The organism is Pseudooceanicola sp. NS-SX9, from assembly GCF_057380705.1.
Genome location: NZ_JBXXRN010000002.1, coordinates 211,197 through 224,776, shown reverse-complemented (window position 1 = coordinate 224,776; position 13,580 = coordinate 211,197). Strand labels below are relative to the sequence as shown.

The 13,580-nt window shown below is 68.0% G+C and carries 11 protein-coding genes; 10 read left to right on the top strand and 1 reads right to left on the bottom strand.

Annotation, left to right across the window (positions count from 1 at the left end; all coding sequences use genetic code 11):
- The first annotated feature begins 386 nt into the window (after positions 1-386).
- The 4 genes from AC2ITM_RS18055 to AC2ITM_RS18040 all read left to right on the top strand — a co-directional run bounded on the left by AC2ITM_RS18055 (position 387) and on the right by AC2ITM_RS18040 (position 6,546).
- Positions 387-1,256: a GNAT family N-acetyltransferase gene (locus AC2ITM_RS18055; RefSeq protein ID WP_486469523.1), complete on the top strand. Its 870-nt coding sequence runs from the start codon at positions 387-389 to the stop codon at positions 1,254-1,256.
- 181 nt (positions 1,257-1,437) lie between these two features.
- Positions 1,438-1,995, top strand: coding sequence for a cytochrome b (locus AC2ITM_RS18050; RefSeq protein ID WP_486469522.1), 558 nt, complete (start codon positions 1,438-1,440; stop codon positions 1,993-1,995).
- A 556-nt stretch (positions 1,996-2,551) separates the two neighbouring features.
- The gene (locus AC2ITM_RS18045) at positions 2,552-6,160 is read left to right on the top strand and encodes a vitamin B12-dependent ribonucleotide reductase (protein WP_486469521.1); all 3,609 of its coding nucleotides are present in this window, start codon (positions 2,552-2,554) and stop codon (positions 6,158-6,160) included.
- Positions 6,161-6,294: 134 nt separating this feature from the next.
- Positions 6,295-6,546 (top strand): hypothetical protein, encoded by a 252-nt coding sequence (locus tag AC2ITM_RS18040; RefSeq protein ID WP_486469520.1) that lies wholly within the window; start codon positions 6,295-6,297, stop codon positions 6,544-6,546.
- A 238-nt stretch (positions 6,547-6,784) separates the two neighbouring features.
- Here AC2ITM_RS18040 and AC2ITM_RS18035 read toward each other — a convergent pair whose 3' ends face one another.
- Complete coding sequence (locus tag AC2ITM_RS18035) at positions 6,785-7,546, bottom strand: DeoR/GlpR family DNA-binding transcription regulator (RefSeq protein ID WP_486469519.1); 762 nt, start codon at positions 7,544-7,546, stop codon at positions 6,785-6,787.
- Between the two features lie 182 nt (positions 7,547-7,728).
- On the opposite strand from AC2ITM_RS18035, the gene AC2ITM_RS18030 reads away from it, so the two are divergent.
- Genes AC2ITM_RS18030 through AC2ITM_RS18005 form a run of 6 tightly spaced genes read left to right on the top strand, consistent with a single transcriptional unit; the run spans position 7,729 to position 13,515 of the window.
- Positions 7,729-8,697 (top strand): ABC transporter substrate-binding protein, encoded by a 969-nt coding sequence (locus AC2ITM_RS18030; RefSeq protein ID WP_486469518.1) that lies wholly within the window; start codon positions 7,729-7,731, stop codon positions 8,695-8,697.
- On the top strand, positions 8,694-10,397 hold the full coding sequence (locus AC2ITM_RS18025) for an ABC transporter permease (protein ID WP_486469517.1): 1,704 nt from the start codon (positions 8,694-8,696) through the stop codon (positions 10,395-10,397). The genes AC2ITM_RS18030 and AC2ITM_RS18025 overlap by 4 nt, the downstream gene beginning before the upstream one ends.
- A complete protein-coding gene (locus AC2ITM_RS18020) occupies positions 10,385-11,440 on the top strand; it encodes an ABC transporter ATP-binding protein (RefSeq protein WP_486469516.1) in 1,056 nt (351 codons plus the stop codon). The genes AC2ITM_RS18025 and AC2ITM_RS18020 overlap by 13 nt, the downstream gene beginning before the upstream one ends.
- Positions 11,433-12,503, top strand: coding sequence for an MBL fold metallo-hydrolase (locus tag AC2ITM_RS18015; protein WP_486469515.1), 1,071 nt, complete (start codon positions 11,433-11,435; stop codon positions 12,501-12,503). The genes AC2ITM_RS18020 and AC2ITM_RS18015 overlap by 8 nt, the downstream gene beginning before the upstream one ends.
- The gene (locus tag AC2ITM_RS18010) at positions 12,500-13,081 is read left to right on the top strand and encodes a histidine phosphatase family protein (protein WP_486469514.1); all 582 of its coding nucleotides are present in this window, start codon (positions 12,500-12,502) and stop codon (positions 13,079-13,081) included. Before AC2ITM_RS18015 ends, AC2ITM_RS18010 begins: the two co-directional genes overlap by 4 nt.
- The gene (locus AC2ITM_RS18005; RefSeq protein ID WP_486469513.1) at positions 13,078-13,515 is read left to right on the top strand and encodes a phosphatase domain-containing protein; all 438 of its coding nucleotides are present in this window, start codon (positions 13,078-13,080) and stop codon (positions 13,513-13,515) included. Before AC2ITM_RS18010 ends, AC2ITM_RS18005 begins: the two co-directional genes overlap by 4 nt.
- The last annotated feature ends 65 nt before the right edge of the window (positions 13,516-13,580 follow it).

Sequence of the window (13,580 nt, the reverse complement as noted above, 5' to 3'; positions counted from 1 at the left end):
GATCATAGCCGTATCCGGCTCTGCGCCAAGATGTCGTGACGGGGCCGCTCCGTCGGCCAGGTCTCGCAGCCGCCCGCGCAACACCGTGTCCGGCGCGCGCGGCGGCGGATCAGCGGACCACCTTGCGATCCACCCCGACACCCCTGCATGCCCGCCGTTTCCGAGAACCGGAAGGGAAGGCATCGACCTGCCCATCCGGGGGGCGCCCAGCAAAGGCCTGCCGGTCCCCTGGCCAGGGGGCGGGCGGATGGCGGCCCCAAGGCACTGTCGGCCTGAATTCCGCGCCCTGTGGACATCCTGCCGGGTCATCTGGCTGCGGCACCGGGCATTGCCGCTTGACCTTGGCCCTGGTTCGCGCCAGCCCTGCGCGGCAAGGAGACCCCGACATGACGGCCCCAACGCAGATCCGCCTTCCCGGCCTGCCCGACCTGCAGCTGCAACCGATGCAGGCCTGTCATCTGGACGGGCTGCACGCGCTTTCCGTCAGCATCGGCTGGCCGCACCAGCGCGGCGACTGGATGGCCAATCTGGCAGCGGGGCAGGGCATCGTCGCGGTGGACGGGCTGGGCCGGGTGCAGGGTTCGGCGATGCATTTTTCCTATGCCGAGGGGCCCGCAGCCGTGGGCATGGTGATCAGCCACCCGGGCCTGCCGGGTCCGGCGCTGAAGATGACCCTGGCCCAGGAGATCGCCGCCCGGGCGGGGGCCGGGGGCACATTCCTGAATGCCTGCGGCTTCAATACCACCGCCTTCGGCCGGCTGAAGGCGCGGCCCGTGGCGGGCGTCTTCCAGTTCCAGGGGGTGCTGGGCGCGCTGCGGCACGAAGGGCCCTTCCGTACCGAGGCCGCGGGTCCCGCGGATCTGCCGCAGATCGCCGCGCTGGATCATGGTGTCTACGAGGCCGACCGCTCGGCCGTTCTGGGGGCGTTGCTGAAGGGCAGTGACGCGCGGGTGATCCGGCGGGGTGGGCAGGTCGTGGCCTTCGCGCTGTGTCGAGCGTTCGGCCGGGGCGTGGCGGTGGGGCCGGTGGTGGCGGATGACGATGCCATGGCGCTGTCTTTGGTGGCAGAGCTGCTGGCGGGGCGTCAGGGGGTCTTCGTGCGGGTCGATACCCGCAGCGCCCAGGGGCTGTTCGCCGATTTCCTGCGCGCCCTGGGCCTGAGGGTGAACCAGGTTGTCACCACCATGGCGTTTCGTCCCCCGGCCCAGAGGCGCTTCCGGCGATGCCAGGCGCTGTCGGGGCAATCGACCGGTTAGGCGGCCCGCGCTCGCGCATCACGCAGGTGTCAGGGCGCTGACGCAGCTATGAATTGATCTTGCCGGGCTTTGCAGGCCCAATGCACAAAGCCAGCCCGTGCCCTGCACGCATCAGCCATCCGTTTGACCCCTTTCCCTTTTTCCGGCCCCCCCCGGGCCGATGACCGGAGACCCTTTCCCGATGACCAAGACCGAGACCCTTCCGATGCGGGGGCTGATGGACAGCCCCGACAGCTATGGCCTCGTCTCGAGGCTGTTTCACTGGGCGCTGGCCGCCCTGATCCTGTGGCAACTGGTGGGCATGATCCTGAAGGTCAGCCTGGGCCGGGTGCCCGTGGTGTCCTTCTTCGTCAGCCATCACCAGCAGCTGGGCAGCATCATCTTCTGCCTGGTGGTGCTGCGGATGATCTGGGCGGCGCTGAATGCCGGCCGTCGTCCCGGCCATGGCCCGGGCCTGCTGGGGCGGGCCGCGCGGCTGGGGCAGGGTGCGCTGTATCTGGTGATGCTGGCGGTGCCCGCCATCGCGCTGATCCGGGCCTGGGGCGGCACCCGCGGCTTTGCCCCCTGGGGCTTTCCTATCTTCACCCCGCGCGACACCGCCATCGGCTGGACCCGTGCGCTTGGCGAATGGCACGGCACGCTGGGCTGGGTGCTGCTGGCGCTGATCGCGGGCCATGTCGTGATGGCTCTGGTGCACCAGTTCGCGCTGCGCGACGGCACGCTGCGCCGCATGGCCTGACGACACTTCCGGCGCGGCGTGATTCTCTGCCGCGCCGGAGGCTTTCCCAGCGTCACCCCTAGATGTAGTAGGCGAACGGGCCCCTTACCTGTTGATGTGGTGGAAGCGTGGAAAAAAATTCCTCTTGCACGATCCAAGCACAACCCTGTGGACAAATTCCGGCACAAATTTCAGGGGGACGGCAAGCCGACTGAATCCCAACAGCTTTTCGTCCCCACCGGGGGATAGCGGTTTTGCCCCCATCTGGGGGTATGTCGCCCCCCGCGTCCGCACCCGGGAAATGCGGAAAAACCCGGTTGACCGAGGCCGGTGTCCTCCCCCAAATTGTGATTATTCGAGGGGCCGCCACTAGATCTGGTAGGCATTCCGCGCTTCAGGACAAGTCACCTTCGCCCGCCTGCTGCTGTTGCGGCCGGACACCGCGCGCCTTTCTCTCGGGTGTGTGAAGGGGTGCCCTGCGGCCAGGACCGGTGCGTGTGCGCCCCACGGTGTGTCCGGAACGGGCCCCAGGCCAGTCCGTTCCGTTGTCTGGGTATTGGGATCGGGGGCAATCGGAATGAAGATCGAACGCAGGTTCACGCAGGCCGGGCAGGACGCCTATGCCGGGATCACCTTCGTCACCACCACGTCGGAGATCCGCAATCCCGACGGCACCGTGGTCTTCCACCTCGACGCGCTGGAGGTTCCCGCAAGCTGGAGCCAGGTCGCCTCGGACGTCATCGCGCAGAAGTATTTCCGCAAGGCCGGGGTCCCCTCGGCCCTGAAGCCTGTCCGCGAAAAGGACGTGCCCGAATTCCTGTGGCGCAAGGTCCCGGCCGAAGGCGCAAGCCTGGGCGGAGAGACCTCCTCGAAGCAGGTCTTCGACCGGCTGGCGGGCGCCTGGACCTACTGGGGCTGGAAGGGCGGCTATTTCAGCACCGAAGCCGACGCCCAGACCTATTTCGACGAGATGCGCCACATGCTGGCCACCCAGATGGCCGCGCCCAACAGCCCGCAATGGTTCAACACCGGCCTGCACTGGGCCTATGGCATCGACGGTCCGGGGCAGGGCCATTACTATGTCGATTTCAAGACCGGCAAGCTGACGCGCTCGGCCTCGGCCTATGAACATCCGCAGCCGCATGCCTGCTTCATCCAGTCGGTGAAGGATGACCTGGTGTCGGATGGCGGCATCATGGACCTGTGGGTGCGCGAGGCGCGGCTGTTCAAGTACGGCTCGGGCACCGGCACCAACTTCAGCTCGCTGCGGGCGGCGAATGAACGGCTGTCGGGTGGCGGCAAGTCCTCGGGGCTGATGGGGTTCCTCAGGATCGGCGACCGGGCGGCGGGCGCGATCAAGTCGGGCGGCACCACGCGGCGCGCGGCCAAGATGGTCATCGTCGATGCGGACCATCCCGACATCGAGGACTTCATCAACTGGAAGGTGAAGGAGGAACAGAAGGTTGCCTCCATCGTCGCCGGTTCGAAGATGCACGAGCAGAAGCTGAACGCGATCTTCGCCGCGATCCGCGATTTTGACGGCAAGGACGGTGAGCACTACGAGCCCGCGGAGAACGCCGCCCTGAAGACGGCGATCCGCGCGGCCAAGTCCTGCGCCATCCCCGAGACCTACATCAAGCGCGTGCTGGATTACGCGCGGCAGGGCTATGCGGGGATCGAATTCCCGACCTATGACACCGACTGGGACAGCGAGGCCTATGCCAGCGTGTCGGGCCAGAACTCCAACAACTCGATCCGCGTCACCGATGCCTTCCTGAAGGCGGTGAAGGAGGATGCCGACTGGGAGCTGATCCGGCGCACCGACGGCAAGGTCGCCAAGACGATCAAGGCGCGTGATCTGTGGGAAGACATCGGCCATGCCGCCTGGGCCTGTGCCGATCCCGGCATCCAGTTCCACGATACCGTCAACGCCTGGCACACCTGTCCCGAAGATGGCGCGATCCGCGGATCGAACCCGTGTTCGGAATACATGTTCCTGGATGACACGGCCTGCAATCTGGCCTCGATGAACCTGCTGACCTTCCTCAAGGACGGCCAGTTCCAGGTCGAGGACTACCTGCACGCCACCCGCCTGTGGACGCTGACGCTGGAAATCAGCGTGACCATGGCGCAGTTCCCGTCGCAGGAAATCGCCCAGCTGTCCTATGATTTCCGCACCCTGGGCCTGGGCTATGCGAATATCGGCGGGCTGCTGATGAACATGGGCCTCAGCTACGACAGCGACGCGGGCCGGGCGCTGTGCGGCGCGCTGACCGCCATCATGACCGGCACCGCCTATGCCACCTCGGCCGAGATCGCGGCCGAGCTTGGCCCCTTCGCAGGCTATGCCCGCAACGCCGACCACATGCTGCGCGTCATGCGCAACCACCGCACCGCCGCCTATGGGGCCACCGAAGGCTACGAGGGGCTGACCGTCAGGCCGGTGCCGCTCGACCTGTCGAACTGCCCCGACCCGACGCTGGTCAAGGTCGCGATCGCCGCCTGGGACGAGGCCGTGGCGCTTGGCGAACAGCATGGCTACCGCAACGCCCAGACCAGCGTCATCGCGCCCACCGGCACGATCGGGCTGGTGATGGATTGCGACACCACCGGGATCGAGCCCGACTTTGCCCTGGTCAAGTTCAAGAAACTGGCGGGCGGCGGCTATTTCAAGATCATCAACCGCTCGGTGCCCTCGGCGCTGGCCAAGCTGGGCTATGGCCCCGCGCAGGTCGAGGAAATCGTGGCCTATGCCGTGGGTCACGCCAGCCTCGGCAACTGCCCCGGCATCAACCACACCGCCCTGATCGGCCACGGCTTCGGCCCCGAGGAGCTGGCCAAGGTCGATGCGGCGCTGAAATCGGCCTTCGACATCCGCTTCGTCTTCAACAAGTGGACCCTGGGCGAGGCCTTCTGCCACAAGACCCTTGGCATTCCGACGGCCAAGCTGAACGACCCGACCTTCGACCTGCTGCGCCATCTGGGCTTTGACCGGTCCCAGATCGAGGCGGCGAACGACCATGTCTGCGGCACCATGACCCTGGAAGGCGCGCCGCACCTGCGCCCCGAACATCTGGCGATCTTCGATTGCGCCAATCCCTGCGGCAAGAAGGGCAAGCGCTTCCTGTCGGTGAACAGCCACATCCACATGATGGCGGCGGCGCAGTCGTTTATCTCGGGGGCGATCTCGAAGACGATCAACATGCCCAACAGCGCCACGATCGAGGACTGCAAGGCCGCCTACGCGCTGTCGTGGTCGCTGGGCATCAAGGCCAATGCGCTTTACCGCGACGGCTCGAAGCTGTCGCAGCCGCTGGCCGCCGCGCTGGTCGCGGATGACGACGAGGCGGCCGAGGTGCTGGAAAGCGGATCGGTCCCCGAAAAGGCCGCCGTGCTGGCCGAGAAGATCGTCGAGAAGATCATCGTCCGCGAGGTCGCCCGCGGCCGCGAAAAGATGCCCGAACGCCGCAAGGGCTATACCCAGAAGGCCATCGTCGGCGGTCACAAGGTCTATCTGCGCACTGGCGAATACGAGAACGGCACCCTGGGCGAGATCTTCATCGACATGCACAAGGAAGGTGCGGGCTTCCGGGCGATGATGAACAACTTCGCCATCGCCGTGTCGGTCGGGCTGCAATACGGCGTGCCGCTGGAGGAATTCGTCGACGCCTTCACCTTCACCAAGTTCGAACCGGCGGGCATGGTGCAGGGCAACGACAGCATCAAGAACGCGACCTCGATCCTGGATTACATCTTCCGGGAATTGGCGGTGTCGTATCTGGACCGCACTGACCTCGCGCATGTGAAGCCGCAGGGCGCCACCTTCGACGACATCGGCCGCGGCGAGGACGAGGGCAAGTCGCAGCCCGCGGCAGACACGGCCGCGTCGAAATCGCTGGAGGTTCTGAAACACATCTCCTCGACCGGCTATCTGCGCAAGCGGGTCCCGCAGGAGCTGATGGTGCTGAACGGCGGCAGCTTTGCCGAGGTCGCCTCGGGGCTGGCGGCGGCACCGCAATCAAGCACGGGCCTCGCGTCCGGCGCGGTGACGATGGATGCGCGCGCCAAGGCCCGGATGCAGGGCTACGAGGGCGACCCTTGCGGCGAATGCGGCAACTACACGCTGGTCAGGAACGGCACTTGCATGAAGTGCAATACCTGCGGCGGCACCTCGGGGTGCAGCTGATGCAGGGCAATGGCTGGGGCCGTCGCCCCAAGGCACAGGTGAAACCGCGTGGCCCCCTGTCCGGGGCCACCAGGAAGAAAGGCCAGAGGGCCATGTCGAAACACCATGTTCATCCCCAGGAAACGGACCGTCCCATGGAGCTGATCGTCGGGAACATGCGGGTCGTGCCGAAGGAAATGCACCTGATCCCCGGCGGGGCCGTGGCGGAACTGACGGGGCCGGCGCTGTATTCCGTGCTGGATGCCACCTGCGACGGGCGCGTCTCGGTCGAGGTGTTCGGCACCAAGGGCGGCACCCGGTCGATGACCGTGACCGAGATCAAGATGCGCGGCGCCACCTCGACGGTGACGCTGCAGGAAAGGGGACCGGCCGTCGTTCTGAACTGACGTCCCTTTCCGCGCAGACGGGGCCGCACCGACGGGTGCGGCCCCCTTCGGCGCTTTGGCCTGACTTGACCGGCTTGGCCGGACGGGCAGGGCCCGCAGCCCCGCAGATCCGCCCCAAGCCCCCGCCGGAAACGCGCCGCCCCCGGCGGTCCTTGCCTGTCGGCCCCCGCCGGTTACGGGCGCCCCCCTCCGGGCAGTCCTTGCTTGCCAGCCCCCGCCATCGCGCGGGCGCCGCGTCCTAGACGCTGATCAGCTGGCATCCTGCGTCCCGGCAGGCGGCTTGGACGGCATCAGGCAGGGGACCTGCCTGCACCACCACCTCGTAATCCCAGATCCGGCCCGCCCCCATCGGTACCGCGCGCCCGATCTTCGAGCTGTCGAAGACCAGCACCCGGCACGCGGCACTGTCCGCGATCGCCGCGCGGGCGCGCAGTTCGTCCATGTTGAAATCCAGCACCTCGCCCTGCGGGGACACGCCGCCGCAGGAAAACACCGCCGTTTCCAGCCGGTAGGGCCGGAAGAAATCCAGCGCATCCGCCCCGATCACGTCAAGGTCCCGCAGCCGCACCGCGCCCCCCGCCAGCCGCGCCTGCAATCCCGGCGCACCGCGCAGCGCCATCAGCGCATGCAGGCTGTTGGTGGCCAGGAACAGGTCCCGCCGCACCGCCAGCGCCCGGGCGATTTCCTCGAGCGTGGTGCCGGTGCCAAGGGCAATGCGCGCGCCATCCCCGATCAGATCCGCCACCGCAGCCGCAATCCGCAACTTTTCGCTGCGCGCCACGCTCAGCCGTGGCTGATAGCCGATGTTCTCGGCCGTCTCGGGCAGGCAGGCGCGGCCGTGGCGGCGGCGGATCCGGCCGTCCTCGTCCAGCGCCCGCAGGTCGCTGCGCAGGGTCTGCACGCTCACCTGCAACCGGTCCGACAGCTCTTGCGCCGAAAGCGGGCCGTGCAGCGACAGCAGGGTCAGGACATGATCGCGACGCCGGGCCAGATGGGTCATGGGCTTTCCTACGAAACCTTTGGTGCTTCTGGCCTAGGGGATCGTGGCAGGCTTTCATAGCGTCAATTGTGCTTTCTTCCGAAATGTCACGGAGGTGTCATGAAGGGGCTGTAGCCGGAACAGGCCCGCCGAAGGCCGAAGATGGCTTTCGAACGAAAACAGTTCAGGAAACGGATGTTCCAATGAAACTGCGTGTCGCTGCTCTTCTTGCCGCCCTTCTGCCGCTGTCGGCCCAGGCGGAAACCCTGACGCTTTACACCTCGCAGCCCAATGCCGATGCCCAGGCGACGGTCGATGCCTTCATGGCCGCCCATCCCGACATCAAGGTCGACTGGGTGCGTGACGGCACCACCCAGCTGATGGCCCGCCTGCAGGCCGAGATCTCTGCCGGTGCGGCCCAGCCCGACGTGCTGCTGATCTCGGATACCGTCACGCTGGAAGGCATGGCGCAGCAGGGCCAGCTGATGGCCTATAAATCCCCCGAGGCGAAGGCCTATGACCCCGCGCTTTTCAGCCCCGAGGGCTATTATTATTCGACCAAGCTGATCACCACCGGCATCGTCTACAACACCGCCGCCAAGGATCAGCCGACCTCCTGGGCGGATCTGGTGGGGCCGGACATGAAGAACATGGTCGCCATGCCCTCGCCGCTTTATTCCGGCGCCGCGCTGATCCACCTGGCGACGCTGACCGGCGACAAGGATCTGGGCTGGGATTACTACCGCGACCTGGCGGCCGAAGGCACCCGCGCCGAGGGCGGCAATGGCGGCGTCTTCAAGGCCGTCGCCTCGGGCGAGAAACCCTATGGCGTGGTGGTCGACTACATGGCGATCCGGGCCGAGGCCAAGGGATCGCCGGTCAAGTTCGTCTTCCCGAAAGAGGGCGTGTCCTACGTGACCGAACCGGTGGCGATCCTGAAGGACGCCAAGCATGTCGATGCGGCGAAGGCCTTTGTCGATTTCCTGCTGTCGCAGCAGGGCCAGGAGCTGGTGCTGAAGATGGGCTACATCCCGGCGCGCGCCGATATGGGCGTGCCTGCAGGCTTCCCGGCGCGCGACCAGATCCGGCTGATGTCCTTTGACCCGGCAAAGGCGCTGGCCGATGCCGACAAGAACAAGGCCGCCTTCGCCGAGATCTTCGGTGTGAAATGAGCGTGATCCACGCGCGCAACCCTCAAGGCAGCCGGTCCGAGGGCCGGCTGCTTTCCCTCATGATGATCCCCGTCATCGTCCTGACGCTGGCCCCCGTGGCGCGTCTGCTGATCGAGGGGCTGAGCGGTCCCGCAGGCCTGCAGGCCATGGCCGGGGTTCTGACGGCCGAGACGACGCGGACCGCGCTGTGGCATTCGCTGGGGACGGCGGGGCTGGGGACGGTGATCTCTTGCCTGCTGGGCGGGGCCTTTGCCTTTCTGGTGGCGCTGACCGATCTGCGCGCCAAGGCCGCGCTGGTCTTTTGCCTGATGATCCCGATGATGATCCCGCCGCAGATCACGGCCCTCGCGTGGACGCAGCTGACGGGGCCGTCGTCGGTGCTGTTGAAGACGCTGGGGATCGCGCCGCCGCTGGGCGCGCCGCAGCCGCTTTATTCGCCGATGGGCATCGCGCTGCTCTTGGGGATCCAGCATACCTCCATCGTTTTCCTGACCCTGCGGGCCGGGCTGCGCGCCATCCCGCCCGAGGCGGTCGAGGCCGCCCGTGCCGCAGGCGCCCGGGGATTTCGCCTGTGGCGCCAGGTGGTTCTGCCGCTCAGCCTGCCCAGCCTTGCCGCCGGTACCGCCATGGCCTTTGTCACCGCCCTGGGCAATTTCGGCATTCCGGCGATGCTGGGGATCCCTGCGCGCTATTCGACGCTGCCGACGCTGATCTACCAGCGCCTGTCGGGGATGGGCCCTTCGGTGCTGCCCGAAATTTCGGTGCTGGCGCTGCTGATCGGGGCGGTGGCGCTGCTGGGGGTGATTGCCAACCGGTTGTTCCTGCGCCGCCGCGCCTATGGGCTGATCGGGCTGGCGAACCGCCCGCTTGAGGTCTCGCTTGGCCGGGCGCGTCCGCTGGTCGAACTGCTGCTGTGGGGCGTGATCCTCGCGATCCTTGTGCTGCCGCTTCTGGCGCTTGTGGCGACCTCCCTCGTGCCGGCCTACGGGGTGGCGCTGTCGCTGAAGACCATGACCTTCGCGGGCTGGTCCGAGGCGCTGCTGCATCAGCCGGTGACCGCGCGGGCCTTCGGCAATTCCTTCCGGCTGGCGGGGGCGGCGGCGCTGGTGCTGATGGCGATCTGCCTGCCGCTGGGCTGGCTGATGCTGCGCCGTCCGACCCGGCTGACGCGGATCTTCGATCTGCTGGTGGATCTGCCCTATGCGCTGCCGGGCGTGGTGCTGGCCATCGCCTGCATCCTGCTGTTCCTGAAGCTGCCCTTCACGGACCGCACGCTCTACGGCACCGCATGGATCATCTTCATCGCCTATCTGGCGCGTTTCTTCCCGATCATGCTGCGCCCGGTGCAGGCGGCGCTGGCGCAGCTGGACCCGGCGATGGAGGAAGCCGCGCAATCGGCCGGTGCCTCGCTGCCCAGGCGCCTTGCGACCATCCTTCTGCCCCTCATCGCCCCGGCTGCGGCGGCGGGCGCGATCCTGGTCTTTCTGACCGCCTTCAACGAACTGACCGTCTCGGCGTTGCTGTGGTCCTCGGGGACCGAGACGCTGGGGGTCGTGATTTTCAACCTTGATGACAGTGGCGAAACGGTCATGGCCTCGGCCGTGTCGGTCGCCGTGGTGGGGGTGGTGGTGGCGCTGATGGCGCTGATCCAGGCCTGCGCCCGTCATCTTCCGAAAGGAGTTGTCCCATGGCAGAACTGACGCTGCGGGGGCTGGGCAAGCGGTTCGAGGGCGCCCCGCGTCCGGCGCTGGCCGATGTAACCGCGACCATCGCCGATGGCGAATTCATCGCGCTGCTGGGGCCTTCGGGCTGCGGCAAGACCACGCTTTTGCGGCTGCTGGCGGGCTTCGAGGCCCCGACCGAGGGCGAGATCGCGGTGGATGGCAGCCCCATCGCCTCGACCCGCCAGATGGTCCCGCCCGAGGACCGCAACATGGGCATCGTCTTTCAGAGCTACGCGCTATGGCCGCATATGTCGGTGGCGCGCAACATCGCCTATCCGCTGGAAATCCGCGGTGTGCCCCGGGCCGAACGCCGCACCCGTGTCGCCCGCGCGCTGGAAATGACGGGCCTTGCCGACTATGCGGATCGCGCGCCCGCGGCGCTGTCGGGCGGGCAGCGGCAGCGGGTGGCGCTGGCGCGCGCGCTGGTGGCCGAGCCCTCGGCGGTGCTGCTGGACGAGCCTCTGGCGAACCTCGATCTGGCGCTGCGCGGCACCATGCAGGAGGTCTTTGGCGATTTCCACGCCCGCACCGGTGCCACCATGGTCTATGTCACCCATGACCAGACCGAGGCGATGGCCATGGCCAACCGCGTCGCCGTCATGTCCGAAGGGCGCATTCGCCAGTTCGCCGCCCCGGAAACCCTCTATAACGAACCCGCCGATGCCTTCGTGGCGGGCTTTGTCGGCGATGGCGCCGTGGTGCCCGTGCACCCAGAGGGGCCGGGCCATCCCGGTCACGCCCGCGTCAGCCTGCTGGGCCAAAGCCTTCAGGCCCGCGCCCGCGCCGATGCCCCCGATCACCTGTGCATCCGCCCCGAGGACATCACCCTGTCCGACGACGGCCCGATCCGCGCCCAGGTCACCACCTGCACCTATCAGGGCGGCCGCTTCCGGTTGCGGCTGCGGGCGGGGCAGGGGCTGGATCTGGTGGCCTTCAGCCGCGCCCGCCTGCACGAGGGCGCGCCCCTTGGCCTGCGGATCGGCACCCCCTGGGCGTTCCGGGCAGGTCAGCATGGCTGAGGTCCAGATCCTGTCGGGGCTGGGCGACAAGGGCCCGGCCTGCATCCGCGTCACCCATCCCGGTGGCTGCTGGCTGCTGGATTGCGGCCATGGCCCCGAGGCCTCGGCGCCGTTCCGTCCCGAATGGCTGCGCGGGGTGGATGCGGTCTTCATCAGCCATGATCACGTCGATCACATCGGTGGCGCTGCCCATGCCATTGCCGCCGGTCTGCCGATCCGTTGCACCGCGATCACCGCCCGCGCCCTGCCGCCCGGCGCCCTGTTGCAGGAGATCCCCGTGCAGGGGCAGACGGTCTTCGAGGGCGTCACCGTCACCACTGGGCGCAATGGCCATGCCCTGGGCGGGGTCTGGCTGCATCTGGATCTGGGCGAGGGGCTGTTCTATTCCGGCGACTGGTCCGAGGAATCCCGCTGGTTCGCCTTTGACGCCCCGCCGCCTGCGCGCACCGCGCTGATCGACGCCAGCTACCACCTGGATCCGGTGCCCCAGGCCGAGCGCAAGCGCGATCTGGACCGACTGCTGGCGGGGCTGAGGGGGCAGGTGCTGTTGCCGGTGCCGCCCTCGGGCCGGGCGGGAGAGCTGGCGCTGCACCTGATGGCACGTGGCGAGGTCAGCCTGGACGACACCTGCCGCGACATCCTGCGCCAGGCGCTGGCGGCGGGGGCGCCCGCAGGCATCCGCCCCGGCGCGGCGGCCCTTGCCCCGCTGCTGGGTCGGCCCTTCGATCCCGACGCGCGGTTCCTGATCTGCGACAACCCCAATGCGGATGCCGGTCAAAGCTGGGCCATGGTGCAGAAGGCGCGCGATGCCGGGCGGCTGGGGCAGGATTTCCACGTCGTCTTCACCGGCCACATGACCGCCCATGCCCGCGCCATCGGCCGCCACCCGGGCGGGCATTTCACCCGCTGGAACGTGCACCCGCCGCTGCCCGACCAGATGGCGCTGGTCGGGCGTCTGGGAGCGGCCCGCTTTGCGCCGCTCTTCTGCCCCTTGCCCGAGGATTACCTGGTCGAGGACCGCACCCGGGCCGAGCTGTTCTTCCACGAAAGGGTGGTGCTGTGATCCGCAATACCTTCCCCCGCCGCGCCTTCTGCGTGATCCGCCATGGCGAGACCGACGCCAACCGCGCAGGCCTGATCGCGGGCCGGACCGAGGCGCTGCTGACCGATGTCGGGTTGCGGCAGGCACGCGCCCTTGCGGATCTGCCCTGGCCGGAGCGCCTCTCGGTCTTCGTCAGCCCGCAGGCGCGCGCCCGCCACACCGCCGCGCTGGCCTTTCCCGGACGCTCTGCCGTGGTGCTGGAGGGCCTGCGCGAACGCAACTGGGGCGATCTGGAAATGGCGCCGGTGTCGCAACTGACGCCCCGGGCCGAGACGCCCCCCGCGGGCGAGCCCTGGGACGACATGCTGACCCGCGTGGCGCGCGCCCTGGGGCAGGCGCTGTCGCTGCCGGGGCCGGCGGTCCTGGTCGCCCATTCCGGCACGATCCGCGCCATCCGCCGCCTGACGGGGGGCAGCGAACATGGGCCAAGCCCCCGAAATGCCGCCCCGATCCTGTTCCGACCCGGCCCGGGCGGATGGCAGGAGGCCGGGCTGACCCACGACCTGAACGAGAAGGATCTGAACGATTGGATTGCGTGATCTTCGATATCGACGGCACCCTGGCGCGCTTTGACAGCGACCGGCTGGGCCATCTGGTGCATGATGCCGAAAAGCAGTGGGATGCCTTCCACGACGCCATGGCCGACACCCCCGAGATCGAGCCCGTCGGCCGTCTGCTGCGCAAGCTGAAGGCGGGGGGCGATGCCATCGTGCTGTGCTCGGGGCGGCCCGAGGGCTGGCAGCATCGCACCGAAGCCTGGCTGGCGCAGGCGGGGCTGCCCTATGACGGCATCTACCTGCGCCCCGAGGCCGCCGACCGCTGGCCCGACCCCGAGGTCAAGGCGCATCTGCTGGAAAAGATCCGCGCGGATGGCTTCCGGCCCTGGCTGGTGGTCGATGACCGCGCGTCGGTCGTGGCGTTCTGGCGGGAAGCGGGGCTGGTCTGCCTGCAATGCGCGCCGGGGGATTTCTGAAACGAAAACGGCGCCTTGCGGCGCCGTCCCTTCGGGGAGAGTATTTTCGGTCAGATGAAAGAACC

Excerpts from the sequence above, each read along its gene's own strand:
- AC2ITM_RS18040 (WP_486469520.1), top strand. The coding sequence starts at position 6,295 with ATGGAGCTGATCGTCGGGAACATGCGGGTCGTGCCGAAGGAAATGCAC.
- AC2ITM_RS18045 (WP_486469521.1), top strand. The coding sequence starts at position 2,552 with ATGAAGATCGAACGCAGGTTCACGCAGGCCGGGCAGGACGCCTATGCC.
- AC2ITM_RS18050 (WP_486469522.1), top strand. The coding sequence starts at position 1,438 with ATGACCAAGACCGAGACCCTTCCGATGCGGGGGCTGATGGACAGCCCC.
- AC2ITM_RS18035 (WP_486469519.1), bottom strand. The coding sequence starts at position 7,546 with ATGACCCATCTGGCCCGGCGTCGCGATCATGTCCTGACCCTGCTGTCG.
- AC2ITM_RS18015 (WP_486469515.1), top strand. The coding sequence starts at position 11,433 with ATGGCTGAGGTCCAGATCCTGTCGGGGCTGGGCGACAAGGGCCCGGCC.
- AC2ITM_RS18055 (WP_486469523.1), top strand. The coding sequence starts at position 387 with ATGACGGCCCCAACGCAGATCCGCCTTCCCGGCCTGCCCGACCTGCAG.
- AC2ITM_RS18020 (WP_486469516.1), top strand. The coding sequence starts at position 10,385 with ATGGCAGAACTGACGCTGCGGGGGCTGGGCAAGCGGTTCGAGGGCGCC.
- AC2ITM_RS18025 (WP_486469517.1), top strand. The coding sequence starts at position 8,694 with ATGAGCGTGATCCACGCGCGCAACCCTCAAGGCAGCCGGTCCGAGGGC.
- AC2ITM_RS18030 (WP_486469518.1), top strand. The coding sequence starts at position 7,729 with ATGAAACTGCGTGTCGCTGCTCTTCTTGCCGCCCTTCTGCCGCTGTCG.